This is a genomic window from Rheinheimera soli (assembly GCF_021290985.1).
Taxonomy (GTDB): Bacteria; Pseudomonadota; Gammaproteobacteria; order Enterobacterales; family Alteromonadaceae; genus Pararheinheimera; species Pararheinheimera soli.
The window spans coordinates 14,134-32,792 of sequence record NZ_JAJOYU010000033.1; the positions used below are offsets into that span (position 1 = coordinate 14,134).

At 46.2% G+C, this 18,659-nt stretch carries 15 protein-coding genes; 3 read left to right on the top strand and 12 right to left on the bottom strand.

The window, feature by feature from the left end; all coding sequences use genetic code 11:
- Positions 1-14: 14 nt before the first annotated feature.
- Entirely contained in the window at positions 15-1,055 is a 1,041-nt protein-coding gene (locus tag LSG37_RS17780; RefSeq protein WP_233081147.1) for a patatin-like phospholipase family protein, read from the top strand.
- Positions 1,056-1,077: 22 nt separating this feature from the next.
- Here LSG37_RS17780 and LSG37_RS17785 read toward each other — a convergent pair whose 3' ends face one another.
- A complete protein-coding gene (locus LSG37_RS17785) occupies positions 1,078-2,589 on the bottom strand; it encodes a ParB-like protein (RefSeq protein ID WP_233081148.1) in 1,512 nt (503 codons plus the stop codon).
- 157 nt (positions 2,590-2,746) lie between these two features.
- Between LSG37_RS17785 and LSG37_RS17790 the strand changes: the two genes are divergently transcribed.
- Complete coding sequence (locus LSG37_RS17790) at positions 2,747-5,527, top strand: TonB-dependent receptor (protein WP_233081149.1); 2,781 nt, start codon at positions 2,747-2,749, stop codon at positions 5,525-5,527.
- A gap of 8 nt (positions 5,528-5,535) precedes the next feature.
- Here LSG37_RS17790 and LSG37_RS17795 read toward each other — a convergent pair whose 3' ends face one another.
- The 11 genes from LSG37_RS17795 to LSG37_RS17845 form a co-directional block, all read right to left on the bottom strand.
- Positions 5,536-6,051 carry a GNAT family N-acetyltransferase gene (locus LSG37_RS17795; protein WP_233081150.1) on the bottom strand — a complete coding sequence of 172 codons (516 nt, stop codon included), beginning with the start codon at positions 6,049-6,051 and terminating at the stop codon, positions 5,536-5,538.
- An 87-nt stretch (positions 6,052-6,138) separates the two neighbouring features.
- Positions 6,139-6,528 (bottom strand): hypothetical protein, encoded by a 390-nt coding sequence (locus LSG37_RS17800; protein ID WP_008898966.1) that lies wholly within the window; start codon positions 6,526-6,528, stop codon positions 6,139-6,141.
- A gap of 149 nt (positions 6,529-6,677) precedes the next feature.
- Positions 6,678-7,871, bottom strand: a complete 1,194-nt coding sequence (gene prpF / locus LSG37_RS17805) for a 2-methylaconitate cis-trans isomerase PrpF (RefSeq protein WP_233081151.1) — start codon at positions 7,869-7,871, stop codon at positions 6,678-6,680.
- Between the two features lie 17 nt (positions 7,872-7,888).
- The gene (gene acnD, locus LSG37_RS17810) at positions 7,889-10,477 is read right to left on the bottom strand and encodes a Fe/S-dependent 2-methylisocitrate dehydratase AcnD (RefSeq protein ID WP_233081152.1); all 2,589 of its coding nucleotides are present in this window, start codon (positions 10,475-10,477) and stop codon (positions 7,889-7,891) included.
- A gap of 77 nt (positions 10,478-10,554) precedes the next feature.
- Positions 10,555-11,682: a bifunctional 2-methylcitrate synthase/citrate synthase gene (gene prpC, locus LSG37_RS17815; RefSeq protein WP_233081153.1), complete on the bottom strand. Its 1,128-nt coding sequence runs from the start codon at positions 11,680-11,682 to the stop codon at positions 10,555-10,557.
- An 80-nt stretch (positions 11,683-11,762) separates the two neighbouring features.
- Complete coding sequence (gene prpB / locus LSG37_RS17820; RefSeq protein WP_233081154.1) at positions 11,763-12,656, bottom strand: methylisocitrate lyase; 894 nt, start codon at positions 12,654-12,656, stop codon at positions 11,763-11,765.
- Complete coding sequence (locus tag LSG37_RS17825) at positions 12,649-13,335, bottom strand: GntR family transcriptional regulator (protein ID WP_127023398.1); 687 nt, start codon at positions 13,333-13,335, stop codon at positions 12,649-12,651. The genes prpB and LSG37_RS17825 overlap by 8 nt, the downstream gene beginning before the upstream one ends.
- 166 nt (positions 13,336-13,501) lie before the next feature.
- On the bottom strand, positions 13,502-14,206 hold the full coding sequence (locus tag LSG37_RS17830) for a LytR/AlgR family response regulator transcription factor (RefSeq protein WP_233081155.1): 705 nt from the start codon (positions 14,204-14,206) through the stop codon (positions 13,502-13,504).
- On the bottom strand, positions 14,203-15,237 hold the full coding sequence (locus LSG37_RS17835) for a sensor histidine kinase (RefSeq protein WP_233081156.1): 1,035 nt from the start codon (positions 15,235-15,237) through the stop codon (positions 14,203-14,205). Before LSG37_RS17835 ends, LSG37_RS17830 begins: the two co-directional genes overlap by 4 nt.
- Positions 15,234-16,154 (bottom strand): serine hydrolase domain-containing protein, encoded by a 921-nt coding sequence (locus LSG37_RS17840; protein WP_233081157.1) that lies wholly within the window; start codon positions 16,152-16,154, stop codon positions 15,234-15,236. The genes LSG37_RS17835 and LSG37_RS17840 overlap by 4 nt, the downstream gene beginning before the upstream one ends.
- 71 nt (positions 16,155-16,225) lie before the next feature.
- Positions 16,226-16,876, bottom strand: a complete 651-nt coding sequence (locus tag LSG37_RS17845; RefSeq protein WP_233081158.1) for a hypothetical protein — start codon at positions 16,874-16,876, stop codon at positions 16,226-16,228.
- A 386-nt stretch (positions 16,877-17,262) separates the two neighbouring features.
- On the opposite strand from LSG37_RS17845, the gene LSG37_RS17850 reads away from it, so the two are divergent.
- Positions 17,263-18,273, top strand: coding sequence for a CNNM domain-containing protein (locus LSG37_RS17850; protein ID WP_233081159.1), 1,011 nt, complete (start codon positions 17,263-17,265; stop codon positions 18,271-18,273).
- Positions 18,274-18,659: the final 386 nt, after the last annotated feature.

Below are 18,659 nucleotides of genomic sequence, written 5' to 3' on the forward strand. Positions count from 1 at the left end.
AAGGAACGATTTGAGTGACAGTGTCGACATTAAGAGTACTGGCGGGGGCCACGGCCTTTGAGCATTTGCAGCAACATGGCCTGCGCCAGCAGGATATAAATCTGGTGCTTGGAGCCAGCGGCGGCCCCAAATGGTTTTGTTTATTTGGTTTGGATCAGTATCTGTTTGGTGAGTTTTTTAAAGATAGAAGCACGCCTTTATCTTTAGTGGGCAGCTCAGCTGGTGCCTGGCGTTTTGCTTGTGTCACGCAGCAAAACCCTGCAGCGGCCTCTGAACGTTTTGCCAAAGCCTACAGCAGTTTGTGTTTTCCACCTAAAGCCAGCATTGACCAGATTACCTCAACTTCAGCAGCTGTGTTGGATCAGGTATTTCCTACCGATGACTGCATTCTGCAAGTGTTAAATAACCCTGTGCTGCAACTGAATTTTATAGCGGCCCGTGAAGTGAAAGTGAGAACGTCTGAACGCAAAGCGGCGCAACTTCGGCGTTTATTGTTAGCCGCCGGAGCGAATTTGCTTAAACCCGCATTGTTGCAACGCTTCTATCAAAGAGTGGTGATGCAAAACCACTCTGATACCCGCTTGCTGCAACAGGTACCTCACGAAGCTTATCCGCTGACGCCTGATAATTTTAAAGCCAGTTTATTGGCTTCAGGTTCTATTCCCATGGTGATGCACCCGGTGAAAGATCCGGCTGGTTTACCTGCAGGTTTGTATATGGACGGAGGCTTGTTGGATTACCATCTTTCCTTGCCTTATCAACAGGATGGATTAATTTTATATCCACACTTTTATCCGTACCTGATCCCCGGCTGGTTTGATAAATCCTTGCCGTGGCGCCGGGCTAAAGCGGCGCAGATGGATAAGATGATCCTGCTCTGTCCATCAGAGTCCTGGGTGAAATCTCTGCCTTACGGCAAAATTCCGGATCGCAAAGATTTTGATAAGTTAACAGATGCACAGCGGCTGGATTATTGGGCGACAGTGCTGGAACGTTCAAAAGAGCTCGCCGACGATTTACGCAGCGGCCACTACAAAGTAGAACAGCTTATTTAAGCTGTTCTACTGAAGCTGAGTGTTATAGCGAGTAGTCGTTGACCAGCTGCATAGCTTCTTTAGCTGGAGCAAAACCCTCGACGCTGATTTGTTGCGGCAATCCTTTGTAGTGTTCAAACCATAACTTCAGCAGCTGATCGGCGCCAGGATAAACAGCCCTCAGACTTTCAATGGAATTGATCTGCTGATAATCAGCGCCAAGCGGCACAGCCAGCAATTTATCATCGCCCTGGCCCTGGTCCTTCATCCGCATCAGGCCTATTAAACGCACCTGAACCACTGAGCCTTGGTTAATAGCAGGCCCAAGCACCGGCACATCCAAAGGATCACCATCGCCGCCTTTAGCTACAGGGTATAAAGTGGCGGGAATAATGCCGTAATTGGCAGGATATGGCAGGTAATTTACTTTGCGTGGTTTGCCGTCTTTCAGTTCCCACTCCAGCTTCAGTGGCTGGCTTTTGGATTGTTGCCACTTCGCCACCTGACCCGCTGGAATTTCAATCAAAGCCTGTACCTGACCTGCTGCATCTATTGCGTTAGGTAACTGCTGCAAACCCGTATCCAGCAGAAGTTCTGATTCAAACCTCTGCGAGCCACAGGATACAGCCATCCCTCTCATTTGCAGTGATAAGCCAAGACGACCTAGCTTATCCGCTGCACATAATAGCTGATCCAGCCGCTGATAATCCGCTTTGCCTGTCCAGCCCAGTTCTGCTGCGGTAAAGCCATTACTGATAGCGGTTGTGGCCTTTAAACCCAACATATGGGCATGAATACGTTCAAGCCACTGCACTAGTGCTGCTGCGGATCTGTACCCGGTAAAAGCCAGTTCTGGTTGCTGACGCAAATAGTCTGCCCAATAGAACTCGACAAAAGGCAAAGCTGGTTTTGGTTTTTTCCAGACACCAGCTTGCAGAAAATAAGCAGCACCACGATAAGGATCGTTGTGTAATGCCGCCCTACCCAGCTGCTGTGGCCATTGTTCTGCCGACAGCGCTTCGCCATTGGCATCTTTGGGCCAGGATAAACCTTGTGACACTAACACAGCTAAGAAGTCCTGCTTATTACCTGACTTCTGTTGCTGCGGTTGATTAAATACTTCGGTCACCAGCACTGAAACTTTCAGCTCTTTGCCCACATAATCGTACAAAGCAGAAAACCCATGATGACCATCGGTCAGATACAGCTGATTATCTGGCCCCAGCACGACCGTATTCATCTCTGATTTTTTCTGTTTTTTGCCTTTTTCTTTACCAAGGCACTGAAAAGAATCAGCTCGCAGTAAAGAGGACTCTGCGCTGAATTCTACTTTTTTACCCCAGCCACTCATTTCACAGAAATCTTCCAGCAACTTTTTGCTGTTAGTGCGGTAGCTGGCTAATTTGTAATTCACCTGATCATGAGAAATTACTGCTTGGGTAGGTCGTAAATCAGCCAACCTGACTTCCAGCACATCCCCGGCTTGAATGGGTGCAGCCTTTAATTGAAAAGCGCAACACAACACCAGCATAAATTTTACACAATGACGTAACACAGCCTGTCCTTTTAATAATCAACAACATCAGTTTGCGTTTTCAAAAGCCGACACTACAAGAGCAGTGCTGTTGCTGTCATCAAAAAAACACACTGTCACGAAAAGTTCATACTGAATTGATAGTCTCGCCGCGACTAAAAAAACTTAGGGAATCAGCATGTTAACAAAACGTTTCAAAAAGAATTCGATAAAAGTAGCGATGTTTGGACTGGGTTTACCTTTGGCTGCTTACGTGCAAGCTGCTCAGACAGTAGAAGGTGTAGTACAAAAATCCGACTCTGGTGTAGTACTGGCAGGCGCAGCAGTGAAAGTAAAAGAAACAGGCCAGCAGGTATTTACTGACGCATCGGGCCGCTTCGTATTACGTAACCTGACTGCAGATCAGGTGACACTGGAAATTAATTATATTGGCTTGCCTGTCGTCACTCAGACAGTACAGACGAGCAACAACCAAAACCTGACTATTCAACTGGATGATTTAGAACGACTGACTGTTGTGGGTCAGCGTCAGGCACAAAATAAAGCACTGAACCTGTATCGCGCTTCTGACAGTATCACTAATTTTATCGCGTCAGACGATATGGGCCAGTTTGTGGATCAGAACGTTGCTGAATCCTTACAACGTTTAGCCGGTACTTCGATCAGTCGCGATCAGGGCGAAGGCCGTTTTGTCAGTATCCGTGGTATTGCCGCTGGCTTAAGCAACGTGACAGTGAACGGTATGCGTATTGGTACTCCTGAAGGAAGTTCACGCGCCGTGCCATTGGACGTTATTCCTACAGGTTCAATTGAAGGTATTTCTGTTACCAAAGCTCCTACCCCTGATATGGCGGGTGATGCCATTGGTGGTGCTGTGGATGTGAAATCAGCGTCAGCCTTTGATCGGGATGGTGCCCAGCTGCGTTACCGGGCTGAAGGTTCTTACAATGAACTCAGTGGTGACACCAGTCCAAAATTCAGCGTGAATGCCAGCGATGTATTCAGCTTAAGTGGCGACAAAAAAGACTTTGGTGTGTCTTTTGGTCTGAACTACTTAGACCGCAAGCTGGAATCCGACAACCAGGAAGCAGCTTATGACATGGTTGATTTTGGTGACGATGAAGCTTTTGCTTTGCTGGAACTGCAGCATCGTAAGTATTTCGTCAACCGCGAACGTATCGGTAGCAATCTGAATCTGGAATACAGACCAGATAACAATAACAAATATTTCCTCAATACTGTGTTCAGTCGTTTCAGCGATGCCGAAACCCGTCAACGTAGTATTTATGTGTTTGAAGAAGGCACTTTAACGGACTTTGACGGCGAGCAGGCAACAGTGTCTGAACTGGCACCTGATGCAGTGCGCAAACGTATTCGCTTCCGTACCAAAGAGCAAGACACCCTTGCAGTAAGCTTAGGTGGCGACCATATTCAGGACAGCTTTAACCTGGATTATTACGCAGGTCTTTCCATTACGAAAGAACGTGTATTAGACGAAAACGAAGGCCGTTTTGAATTTGATGGGGATGAGCTGGAAGCCACCTATACTATAGGCCGTGGTGTACCTCGTTTTAATATTTTACGTAATGGCGTGGCAGATACGACCCATCTGGACAATGCCAACTATGTGCTGGACCGCGCTGTACTGGAACCTATTCAGGTAGACGACAACGAATACAATCTGGGTGCGAACCTGGAATTGCCTTATTTTGCCGGCAACAACAATTTCACCTTAAAAACTGGTGTGGATTTACGCTGGAAAGACAAAGACACCAATTCAGATATCACAGAACTCCGATCTGTACCTGACGCACTGCTGTCTGAATTTACCGGCCCTACCACGAAATTTGGCTTAGGTAATCTGGGTCAGGGTGTCAGTTCTTCACGTTATGTCCAGTTTTTTAATCAAAACAGAGCGGACTTCAATGCCCGTCCACAAGATCAGGTGGCCAATCAGTTGACAGAGCTGGGTGAAGACTTCGTGGCTGATGAAAATGTGCAAGCTGCTTATCTGATGGGTACTTACGACGGTGACAACTGGCGCTTGATTGCAGGTGCCAGGGTTGAACGCACAGATTATTCTGCCACAGGTAACCAGTTGGAACTGGATGAAGAAGGTGATCTGACTATTTCTCAGCGCACTGTTTCCTCTGATTACACCAATGTGTTGCCAGGCCTGCATTTCCATTATGAGCTGGCTGAGGATCTGATGTTACGCGCCGCCTGGACTAATACCATAGCCAGACCAAGCTTTAACGACATTTCACCACGCGCCTCTATTGATGTGGAAGAAAATGAAGTAAGTCTGGGTAATCCTGAGCTGGATCCATACGAAGCGATGAACTACGACCTGATGCTGGATTGGTATTATGGCGAAGGTAGCTTGTTATCTGCTGGTATCTTCTATAAAGACATCGACAATTTTATTGTTGAGCAAACCCGCAACGACATGCCTGAGTTTGCCGGTTTTGATGTCACCATGCCAATCAATGCGTTAGGTGCTTCGGTAAAAGGCCTGGAGTTTAATGTGCAGCATAGCTTCAGCAATGAAATGCTGCGTGGCTTTTTGGTTGGCGCAAACATGACGTTGTTAGACACGGAACTGGCAGTGCCAGACCGTGCGGGTGAGTCATTCAGCCTGCCTGAGTCGGCAGAAAAAGCCGGTAACCTGTTTCTGGGTTATGAAAACGATGTGTTCAGCGCCAGAGCCAGCTTGTCTTACCGTGATAAGTTCTTAAGTGAAGTGGGCGATAGTGCTATGTACGATATTTATGTCGCAGAGCATACCCAGGTCGATGTTACGGCATCTTACAAACTGAGCAAAAACCTTGAGCTGGTGACAGAGCTGGTGAATCTGACTGATGAACCACTGGAACTTTATCAGGGCAACAAAAACTACAACTTCCAGTATGAAGAATACGGCATGACTGTAGCTTTTGGTGTCAAAGGCAAGTTCTGATGCAAAGGTCAGAGTTTTGGCTCTGACCTGAGTACTTTCGTCATATAACAGGCTATTTCAGGTAAATAAGTATCTAGAATAGCCTGTTGTTCTTTGGTTATATCCATTACTTTGACAAAACCTTGTTTAGCCCAATAGCCTTCAGCTCCCTGCACTGCCACTAACGCCAAAGCTTCTAACACCATTTTTTCAGCTTCAGCTGTCGCATGTTTTAATAACTTAGGCGCTAACGACTGGCCACGAAAATCAGCAGAAATCGCCATATCATGCAGATAAAGGCAATTGGCATCTTGATACAAAGGAAAAGCTGCGGCTAAAGGCGTAATGCTGCCAAGCACAGAGGGATAAGCCAGCAGATACCCAGCCATTTGCCCGCCAATAAAATAACCCCAGCAGGTTTGAGAACAAGCCACGATACGGGCAGCCATTACAGCTGCAGATTCAACCAGCTCTTCGCTATAGCACTCTTGCTGTACCAGCATCAACTGAGGCACATCCACAGCAGATAAAGTAAAAACAGACATAATAAAGACTTCCAAAAACAAAGCCACCTGCTCAGTCAGAGACAAGTGGCTTAATGAAACCCAAACTAAAAAGCTTTTTTGGACTTTTTAGTTCAGGCTTTTTAACATCGCTTGATCCAAACCATCGGCAGTTAACAACTTCACAATGGCCTTGCAGTGATCCAAGGTAAAGTCACCTTCGCTGATTTGCAGATTTAATGCTTCACGACGTTTTTGCACTACGTCAGACAAAATTTTATTGTCGGCGTCAGCACCTTTTAACTTTTGTTCTAACTTAGTCAGCCATGGATACAGCTGTTTTTCAGCGTCATAAGCCTGCTGACGAACTTCAGGATGATAATCCTGACAGGCGTTAATGTTTAACAAATAAAAATTTAAGTAACCGGCAACGGTCAGATACTGGTAGTCCACTGTTTGAGCTTTTACTGCAGAACTTAAACATAAAGCGGCGAACAGGCTGTAACCTAACTTCTTCATCTAAGACTCCCCAAAAAAATCGTAAATTCGATAACCAATCTACAGAGAATAACCTGCCTTTTCAACATAGCAGGTTATTTATAGCGTAATAATCAGTTGCAAACTTAAGATCAAGATTTCAACCTATCATTTTTACCATTTAAGCCAGGTTAAAAAGTGTCTGCTGGCACCCGCACCCAGCCTTCCATTAATACTCGTGCACTTCGGCTCATGATAGCTTTGGTTACTTTCCACTCCCCTGCCACCAAAGCAGCCTCAGCACCCACTCTTAAAGTGCCGGACGGATGACCAAAACGTACTGCTTTACGTTTTACACCACCAGCCGCCTGATTGACTAAAGTGCCGGGAATAGCAGCAGCAGTACCAATGGCCACAGCAGCAGTGCCCATCATGGCATGATGCAATTTGCCCATAGACAAAGCGCGCACCACTAAATCCATATCTGCTGTAGTCACGGCTTTACCACTGGACGAAACATAATCGACAGCTGGCGCGACAAAAGCCACCTTAGGCGTATGCTGACGGGTTTTAGCTTCGTCTATATGCGATATTAAACCCATTTTGACTGCACCATAAGCCCGGATAGTCTCAAACATCGCCAAAGCTTTAGCATCGCCATTAATGACATCCTGCAGCTCTGTGCCTGTGTAACCAATCTCTTTGGCGTTGATAAAAATAGTCGGAATACCGGCATTAATCAGTGTGGCTTTTAAAGTACCTACTCCCGGCACCTCCAAATCATCCACTAAGTTACCCGTTGGGAACATAGAACCACCGCCCTCGCCGTCTTCATCAGCGGCAGGGTCGATAAATTCCAGTTGCACTTCAGCAGCAGGAAAAGTCACCCCATCCAGTTCAAAATCACCGCTTTCCTGCACTTCGCCGTTGATCATCGGCACATGGGCAATAATGGTTTTACCAATGTTAGCCTGCCAAATCCGTACTGTGGCTTTGCCGTTTGCTGGAATACGGCTTGCGTCAACTAAACCAGCGCTGATGGCAAAAGAACCTACAGCTGCAGATAAATTGCCGCAATTACCGCTCCAATCAACAAAAGCTTTATCTATTGATACCTGGCCAAACAAGTAGTCAACATCGTGATCGCTTTTGCTGCTTTTGGCTAAAATCACAGTTTTGCTGGTACTGGACGTAGTGCCACCCATGCCATCAATTTGCTTGCCGTACGGATCCGGGCTGCCAATAACACGAAGCAGCAACGCATCACGCGCTGCTCCTGCTGTTTGGGCTGCTTCTGGTAAATCCTGCAAACGGAAAAACACGCCTTTGCTGGTACCACCACGCATATAAGTGGCGGGAATTTTAATCTGAGGTAAATAGCTCATTTTGTTAATCCCTGCCCTTAGACTTTAGCTTCAAGGAAGTCTTTGGCAAAACGCTGTAACACGCCACCGGCTTCATAAATAGAGACTTCCTCGGCCGTGTCCAAACGACAAGTAACAGGCACGTGCAACACTTCACCGTTTCTACGGGTAATCACTAAAGTTAAGCTAGTGCGAGGTGTACGTTCACCTAATACGTCGTAACTCTCTGTGCCATCCAAAGCTAAAGTTTTACGGTTCACACCTGCTTTAAACTCCAGCGGTAATACGCCCATACCCACCAGGTTAGTACGGTGAATACGCTCAAAACCTTCAGCCACTATGGCTTCAACACCAGCTAAACGTACGCCTTTCGCAGCCCAGTCACGGGATGAACCCTGACCATAATCAGCACCAGCAATAATGATTAAAGGCTGCTTACGTTCCATATAAGTTTCAATGGCTTCCCACATGCGGGTCACCACACCTTCAGGCTCAATACGGGTCAAGGATCCTTGTTTGATTTTGCCATCCACCACAGCCATTTCGTTAATCAGCTTAGGGTTGGCAAAAGTAGCGCGCTGTGCTGTTAAATGGTCACCGCGGTGAGTAGCGTAGGAGTTAAAATCTTCTTCCGGCAGCCCCATCTTATGCAGGTATTCACCGGCAGCACTGTCCATCATAATGGCGTTGGATGGCGATAAATGGTCTGTGGTGATGTTATCCCCAAGCACAGCCAACGCCCTCATACCTTTCATTGTGCGCTCACCAGCCAGCGCGCCTTCCCAATAAGGTGGGCGACGGATATAAGTGGTTTGTGGACGCCAGTCATACAGCGGACTTATTTTTTCGCCGTAATCCACAGAGAGTGCAAACATAGGCTCGTAGACTTTGCGGAACTGCTCAGGTTTAACGCTGCTTGCAACCACTGCATCAATTTCAGCATCGCTTGGCCAGATGTCTTTTAAGCGGATTTCGTTGCCGTTTTGATCCAGTCCCAGCACGTCTTTTTCAATATCAAAACGGATAGTACCAGCTATGGCGTACGCCACCACCAACGCTGGAGAGGCTAAAAACGCCTGCTTGGCATAAGGGTGAATACGGCCATCAAAGTTGCGGTTACCGGACAATACAGCCGTAGCGTATAAATCACGTTCTATCAGCTCTTTTTGGATCACTGGATCTAAAGCGCCGCTCATACCGTTACAGGTAGTACAGGCAAAACCAACAATACCAAAACCTAAGCTTTCTAAATCGTCGAGTAAGTTGGCTTCTTTTAAATACAGCTCGACTGTTTTAGAACCAGGTGCTAAGGAGCTTTTTACCCATGGCTTACGGCTTAAACCTTTAGCTTTAGCGTTGCGAGCCAATAAACCTGCAGCTATCACGTTACGTGGGTTACTGGTGTTGGTGCAGCTGGTAATAGCGGCGATAATAACAGCACCATCCGGCATTAAACCCGGCTCGTTTTCTACCACACCACTAATGCCTTTGGCGGCTAAATCGCTGGTTGATACCCGGGCATGAGGATTGGAAGGTCCGGCAATAGTTCGTCCGACACTGGATAAATCAAACCGAAGTACTCGCTCGTACTCTGCAGTTTTTAAACTGTCAGACCATAAACCTGCAGTTTTAGCATAGGTTTCTACCAGCTTGACTTGCGCTGGCTCGCGGCCTGTCAGGGTTAAATAATCCAGAGTTTGCTGATCGATGGAGAACATAGCTGCAGTAGCACCATATTCTGGCGTCATATTGGAGATAGTAGCTCTATCGCCTAAACTCAGGCTGCTTGCGCCTTCACCAAAAAACTCCAGATACGCAGAGATGACTTTTTCTTTGCGTAAAAACTCAGTCAAGGCCAGGACGATGTCGGTTGCCATAATGCCTGGCTGAGCTTTGCCGGTCAGCTCCACGCCAATAATATCCGGCAGACGCATCCAGGAAGCTCGGCCTAACATCACGCTTTCCGCTTCTAAACCACCTACCCCAATAGCAATAACACCCAGCGCATCCACATGAGGCGTATGGCTGTCGGTACCCACTAAAGTATCAGGGAAAGCCACGCCATCTATAGCGTGAATAACAGGTGACATCCGCTCTAAATTGATCTGGTGCATAATGCCGTTGCCTGGTGGAATGACATCGACATTTTTAAAGGCTTTTTTGGTCCAGTTAATAAAGTGGAATCTGTCGTCGTTGCGCCTGTCTTCAATAGCGCGGTTTTTCTCAAACGCATCTTTTTCAAAACCACCATGCTCGACAGCCAAAGAGTGATCGACAATCAGCTGAGTTGGCACTACAGGGTTTACTTTGGCCGGATCGCCGCCTTGCAGCGCAATAGCATCACGCAGGCCCGCTAAATCCACTAAAGCGGTTTGACCTAAAATATCGTGACAGACTACACGAGCCGGAAACCATGGAAAGTCCAAATCTTGCTTGCGGTAAATCAGCTGTTTTAATGAGTCAGTTAAAGTCGCAGGATCGCAGCGGCGCACTAAGTTTTCAGCATGAACACGAGAGGTATAAGGCAATTTGGCATAAGAGCCCGGTTCAATCTCGTTGCATGCAGCTGCTGCATCAAAATAATCCAGGCTGGTGCCTGGTAAGTGTTTACGGTAATTAGAATTCATGGCCATTCGCCTGTAGGTAATAAGTCAGATCCAACAAAAGCCCACTAAGGGCTTTTGTTGTTTGGGTGTTTTTATAATCAGCGCTTCGTTATAGGCGTTACTGTACGAGGTTCCACACCTGTATATTCAGCACTTGGGCGAATAATACGGTTGTCCGCACGTTGTTCCATTACATGCGCGGCCCAACCTGTTAAACGTGAACAGACAAAAATAGGCGTAAACAGCTTGGTTGGAATACCCATGTAGTTGTAAGCCGAAGCGTGGAAAAAGTCTGCGTTACAGAACAGTTTTTTCTCGCGCCACATTACCGCTTCACAACGCACAGAAATGTCGTACAAGGACGTATTGCCATTGGCTTTACCCAGCTTTTCTGACCATTCTTTGATCACCGCATTACGTGGGTCAGACTCCGCATAAATGGCATGGCCAAAACCCATGATTTTTTCTTTACGTTCCAGCATGCCCATTAACTTGGTTTCGGCATCATCCGGATTGTTCATCTTTTCAATCAGTTCCATCGCCGCTTCATTCGCACCACCATGCAGAGGGCCACGTAATGAACCAATAGCGCCTGTGATACACGAGTGCATATCACTTAAAGTGGAAGCACAAACACGGGCTGTGAAGGTAGACGCATTAAACTCATGCTCTGCGTATAAAATCAGCGAGGAATTCATCACATCAGTGTGCAGTTGAGTTGGCTTTTCACCATGCAAAGTCCAGAGGAACTGCTCGGCAATAGAGTCTGCTGCAGTTTCCACCTCAATGCGCTGGCCTTTATGGCTGAAGTTATACCAGTAGTTAATTAAGCCAGGGAAAATCGCCAATAAACGGTCGGTCGCATCCTGTTGCTGAGCGAAGCTTTCTTCTGTTTCTAAGTTGCCCAACATAGAGCAACCCGTGCGCATTACATCCATAGGATGAGCCGAAGCAGGAATACGTTCCAGCACTTCTTTTAATGCCTGTGGCAAGTTACGCATAGCCTTTAAGCGTTTTTTGTACGCAGCCAGTTCAGCTTCGTTGGGTAACTCGCCTTTTAAAATCAGGTGCGCTACTTCTTCAAATTCACAGTGTGCGGCTAAGTCTTTGACGTCGTAACCACGGTAGGTCAGGCCTGAACCTGTTTTGCCTACTGTGGATAAAGCGGTTTTACCTGCGATTTGGCCACGTAAGCCTGCGCCTGATAATTCTTTTGCGTTCGCCATCTTGTCTCTCCGTTTTTAATTTGTTCTGTTGATTTATTGAATGCTGTAGTTATTGTTTTTATTTTTTAGCCGCAAACTTCTTATTTAGTGCTTTTGCCTGCGGCAAATAAGGAATCCAGTTTTTGCTCATAACTGTGATAGTTCAGGAAGTCGTAAAGTTCAGCGCGGGTTTGCATGCTGTCTACTACGGCTTTTTGATCGCCATTGGCCAGAATAGATTCATACACATTCAGTGCAGCTTTGTTCATAGCGCGAAAGGCACTCAACGGATACAACACCATATCGACACCTACACCAGCCAACTCGGCTTTGTTAAACAGCGGCGTTTGGCCAAACTCAGTGATATTGGCCAGGACTGGTACTTTCAGCACCTTAGTAAAGGCCTGATATTGCTCCAGCGTATACACAGCTTCAGCAAAAATGGCATCAGCACCTGCAGCTTCACACGCCAAAGCGCGCTCTATGGCAGCTTCTAAACCTTGTTGTTGCAACGCATCAGTGCGCGCCATAATAAAAAAGTTCTCGTCTGTTCTGGCATCGACTGACGCCTTGACGCGATCAACCATTTCTTCCAGCGATACGATTTCTTTGTTGGGTCTGTGACCACAACGTTTTTGCGCCACCTGATCTTCAATATGAAAACCTGCAGCACCGGCATTGGTCATTTCTTTCACAGTACGGGCAATATTAAAAGCACCACCCCAGCCTGTATCGGCATCGACCAGCAATGGCAGTTCAGTAGCACCAGTAATACGGCGGATATCTTCACAGACATCGTTTAACGAGGTCATGCCTAAATCCGGTAAACCAAAAGAGGCATTAGCCACACCAGCACCTGATAAATACAAGGCTTTATGACCCACACGTTCAGCCATCATGGCGGTGTAGGCGTTAATAGTGCCCACCAGCTGTAACGGATGATTGTCTTTAATTGCCTGACGAAGCAGAGCGCCAGCGCTTTTTACATTAGCCATGTGAAGTCCCCTGTTGAAGTAACTGTTGTTCAATATTACGTTTGGATGCGGCGATATGACGGCGCATCAGTAAGTCGGCAAGTTCGCCATCACGGTTGGCAATGGCATTAATAATAGCTTTGTGTTCGTCAAAAGCCCGTGATACCCGAGGGCCATTCATGCCAAGCTGCACCCGATACATCCGCACCAGAAAATACAGCTCGTCACTTAAGATATTAATCAGATAAGGATTTTTACTGCCTAAGATGACGCGGTAATGAAAATCGACATCGCCCGCTTCCTGGTAATAACTTTCACCTTCGCGCACACGTTGTGTCGACAAATGCTGATCAAGTAGCGCCCGCACTTCGGCAATTTCCTGCTCTGTCATATGCTCTGCCGCCAAACGACAAGCCAGGCCTTCCAGCTCTTCGCGCAGCTGATACAAAGAACGTAGGCCTTCAATCGACAACTTGACCACTCGGGCACCAGCGTTAGGTGTGCGTTCTATTAAATGGCAACGCTCTAAGCGCGCCAAAGCTTCGCGTAAAGGCGCACGGCTTAAATCATAACGCCGCGCCAGTTCAGGCTCACTGATTTTGGTACCAGCAGGAATTTCACCTTCCACTATGGCGGTGCGAATTTGCACCAGCACCCGGTCGGCCGCAGTAATAGCTTCTTTAAATTCGGTAGCAAGCATCAGATTGTCGACAATAATAAGAAAGTGGTAACGTTTTACCGCTTTAAACTGCTTTGGTCAAGGATGAAGGATTAGTTATGTCGACATAAAGACTAAAGTACTAGAGGAAGTTGTATTGAATTATGCACAGGGAAATAGCAGGGCCAGCTTAAAAGCCCGGCCTTTATCACAAACTCCAGAGTTGTTTGAAAGCAACAGCCTGACGACGCGAGATCTCCAGCTGTAAACCGCTTTTGAGTGTTAACTCAAAGCCACCGCTGATCGATGCTTCAATAGTCTGAATATACTGTGTATTTACAATCCAGCTGCGGCTTGCGCGGAAAAAGCTTTGTTTGGGCAACTTTTGCTCCAATGTCGCCAGATTACGATAAATCAGCGGCTGGCCAGCAGAGAAATACACTTTGGTGTAATTACCCTGAGCTTCAAAGGCATAAACATCGGATAAAGTAATGAAATAACAGCGTTCTCCATCTTTTAAAAACACCTGACTCTGTAAAGTCATTTCCGACTGATGCCCACCAACTGGCACTTTAGCCAAAGCCGATTGCAGCCGTGCTGCAGTCACAGGTTTGAGCAGATAATCTTTGGCATGATAATCAAAAGACTTCAGCGCATAACAATCAAATGCTGTGACAAAAATCACATGGGGTTTACGCGGTAACTCGTCCAACTGCTCCAACAAACTAAAGCCATCACCGCCGGGCATATCGATATCTAGTAACAGTAAGTCCGGATCGGTCTGCTCAATCAAGGCTTTGGCTTGTTCTACATTTTCAGCTTGCCCGGCCAACTCAATGCCCTGACACTGATTGAGCTGATTGATGAGTTCAAGCCTTGCCAGTCTGCTGTCATCTATCACCAGTACTTTCATTTTACAGTCTCCAACGGCAGACGAATTTCGGCGACCACTTTGTCTTGCTGTTGCTCCAGCCACAAGCTGGCTGCTCCCATATACAAGAGTTGCAAACGCTGTCGAATATTTTTTAGTCCAACTCCGGTGCTATTCTGTGTTGTGGATTGCAGCAAACCCGGATTGCTGATCTGTATGCTGATTTCGCCATGCTGAACCAGAGCACGGATCCGGATCTCGCCACCCTGAGTCAATCTGCTGATGCCATGCTTAATAGCGTTCTCGACACAAAGTTGTATCAACAGCTTAGGGATCAAAGCGTTGTTACAATCCTCATCAATCTGCTCAACATACTGCAACCTGTGTTCAAATTGAATAGAACATAAAGCAATATAAGCATGCACTATCTCCAGTTCCTGATGAAGGGCAACTTTGATGCCCTGTTCACTGTTCAGATTGTATCGCAGCATATCCGACAAAGTGGCCAGCATAGTTCTAGCGCGTTCAGGGTCCTCCAAAATTAAAGCTCGTATATTATTGATGGCATTAAACAAAAAATGAGGATTTAACTGATTGATCAAGGCATCCAACTGAGTCGCATGCAATAAAGCCGTTGTCTGCCGTAATTGCCGGACTTTAATCATCGAAAAATACAAAGCGGACCAAAGTAACATCACCATCAGCATGTTAAAAAAGTTACCCTGCCCTATAGACTTGATCACAAACCAGCGCTGGTCCGGCGGAATGGGATAACCATAGCCAAGCGCTGATAACAGAAACACCACAATGAGTAGCATTAGGGTTGCAAAAGCAGCAATGACAACAGCACCAGCAATCAAAGTCACAGTTTGCTTAGTTAAACTGCTCTGAGCCAGTTGGTTGCGAAAGAACAGCCTGAGTCCATGTGAACCTAAGCCCGTAGCACCTATCAGCACTGCAGCATAAAGCAGTTCTGTTTCTACAAAAACTGGCCTGTTGCTTATGATCAATGCCATCAGCACATACAACAAAGTCCAGCCTACCCATTGCCCCCAGCTATACAAGTTGATCATTTTGAAGTTTTTTCCTGCACTTTTTCGTTTTGGGAAAATTGTTGGGCCAGCTCAAAGCCCTGACGGTTCAAAGGCGCTGACAGATTGCTCAGGATCACTATTCCAGTTTTCGATTGGGGATCAAATACAACAACAGAACTAAAGCCTGCGGTTTGACCTGAGTGCCAAAGCCAGTTTTTATCTGACATCCATCCCGGTGTCATCTTTGGCTCGCCGTCAACATCAAGAGGAGTCAGCCATTGCCTGATCAGTGCATCTGTCTGTTGCAACCTGAAGATGGAGCTTAACATTTGCGCCATATCTTCTACCGAAGCCACCACAGCACCAGCCCCAGCTAAAGCATCAAAATGCCAGTGTGCCATTTTCTGTCCATTCAGTGCATAACCATTGGCACGATTTTTATTGGTATATCCAGGCACCTGAAGTTCGGCAGAGTTCATGGCTAGAGGCCGTAAAACCCTTTGTCGCATAATATCTGCCAAGGGTTGCTGTAAAGAAAGCTCCAGCAAGAATCCCAGCAGCCCATAGCCATAATTAGAATAACTAAAATCCGCATCACCCAGCGGGGTTTGTTGCAAAGACTGTAATAAATCATCTCTTTTATAAGTTGCATAAGGCGCTGTCAGATCATGCAACGGCATATTAGCTGGCAAACGCGGCAATCCACTCCTGTGAGTTAACAAGGCTGCCAGACTATACTTATGCGACGGTTTTAGTGCCACCAGAGCGGGAATGCTCTGATCTAAAGCCCATTGCCCATTCTGCAGCATGCTAAGACTGGCCAGTGCGATCAGCGGTTTCGTCACTGAACCTATCTCAAACAGAGTGTCTTTTCTGACTGCAACTTTATGATCGATATCAGCAAAACCGTGCAGACGATACTCAACCTGTTGATCCCTGACCAGAGCAATGGCCACAGCATTCTGACCAAATTCAGTTTCAAGCCAGGGCGATAACTGCTGCAGATTTATAACCTGATGGGGTCTAGCTAGTTTTTTTTAAAATCCAGTGGCATCGCCATGCCCTGAACAAAGGTACCCTGCCATCGATCTTTTGCCCACACAGCACTGTAAGCGGCATTGATCAAAGACGAGCTAAAACGCAGCTGTGTATCAGATAACGTGAATTCATTCACTGGTATACCAAAACTCTCCTGCTTTGGGCTATCCACTGTAACGTGGTAGCCACCCGCTACTACCGCCACATTGAGCACCAGTGGCAATACTGAATTTTTACTGATCTGTAAATCGCCAAACCATTGCTGCTCATGCTCAAGTCGCTGCATGTCCTGTTCAGACAAACGAGTAAGGATCACCTCATGCTGACGCTGCTGAGTAAAAGTCCCTGTAAGTTTTTCTCCATCAAAGGTTCCTGAAAACGACGCTTTTAATGCAGTGTCGCTAAAGCTCAGATGGTTACCATCAAGTTTAAACTGGCTGGGGATCATCTCTTTCGGATTTTGGTTTGGACTCAGCATAAACAGCTGATACCCCTGCTCGTCATTGGTAATACGTAAACCAAGTACTATCCGGTACTGAGGAGCAAGTTCCAAAACCCCTCGCCAATGGCCGGTAACATCCTGAGCTGACACTTTAAAACAGCACAAAAATGCGACGAAGATAAGAATATAGTTTTTCATAGTTTCCTCCTTTGATATGACAGTCAGCATCTTAAAACGCCGCAGTTATTCCGTATGTTTTTTATGATAAACGGTGCTTTGACAACTCAAACGGCTTTTTGCCAACATCAATTAATTTTTAATGCCGGATTGCCGTCACTTCGGCCTATTCACGTGGTCGATGGTCATCGACAAACTTAAGGTTAACTCGCCCATTATATCCGCAGTCAAATCTGAAACAGACTTTTGGAACCTTGGATAGCACCGGTAGATACAAATCAAGAAGCCACCAGCATACAAAGCTGCACTCGATAAAAGTTTATCGGACATTTTTGTCCTCGATTTTCTGACACAGCTGTGATTGAATATCTGCGTCGAAGCAAAATGGAGTGTTGTAATCAACCCGTATGAGTTTACTAATTGCGTTTGTGGTGTTATCAATTTCGGTATCTTTTATCTGTTCTATTCTTGAGGCAGCTCTGCTCTCGATCACCCCCAGTTATATTGCCCAGCAAAAACTGACTCAGCCCAAGCTTTATGAAAAACTGAAAGCTCTTAAAGAAAAGATTGACCAACCTCTTGCTGCGATCCTGACATTAAACACAGTAGCTCATACAGTGGGTGCCACAGGTGTTGGTGCTCAGGTGACTGTAGTTTTTGGCGACGGTTATTTAGGTATTGCCTCAGCTATCATGACCTTGCTTATATTAGTCTTGTCAGAAATATTACCTAAAACTATTGGTGCCCGCTATTGGCCAAGTTTGGCTCCGGTGTTACCTACCCTGCTCAACGGCATGATTTTTATTCTGAAACCTTTTATCTGGATGTCAGATCAGGTTATGAAGCTGTTTGGCGGTGGACACCATGATCACGATTTACGTCAGGAAATCAAAGCACTGACTATATTAGGCCGCGAGCTGAACAAACTCGATGAAGATGAACAACGGGTTATCGCTAATATTCTTGATTTACACGACATTAAAGTACGCGAGATTATGACACCACGCACTGTCTGTGAATCCGCCAAGCCTGATGAAGCTTTATCATCTTTACTCGATCGTGTGAAAAAACATCGTTTCTCGCGTTATCCTGTGCTGGATAATGATGAAGCCCCTCTGGGTATAGTGTTTCGTTACGACATGCTGGAATTCAACGAAGAACAAACCGCAGCAGACATTATGAAACCTGTGAAAGTGATTTCGGATATGCTGAATGTGGAACAGCTGATGTCACAGTTGATCCGGGAGCGTCAGCATATGGCATTAGTATATGACGAATATGGTAGTTGGATGGGCCTGGTGACCATGGAAGACGTGATTGAATCCATTATTGGTCAGCCTATTATGGATGAAACAGACGATATTCCAAACATGCGCCGTTTTGCCAAGCGCCGCTGGGAACATAAACAAAACAGTTAAGCGATGATAAAAGCCAGCAAGGATAAATCCTGCACTATTCAAACCGGCGCTCTTCATAAGTTAACAGCGCCGGGTTTTTAATTATCCTGACAGACACAAACTACAAATAAAACCTTGTTGTATTTCCAGCCTCGCCACTCTGACTACACAGCAACTATCCCCGAATCAACCTCGTGCCTTTGCAGTTTTTATTAGATTAAATTTTTCTAACATTAACAGTTTGTGAAAACTTTGGCATCTATAGCTATTTTGTGACAGCGGCCTTAATTCTTCAGCAAAAGCTTATGCTGCCTGAGCTGGAGTGGATAAGTTGGGGATAACCTAGGTATAAGATCAGGATAAGTTTTGACTTCTGTTTCCGATTGAATGACTTAAAAGCAAACAGA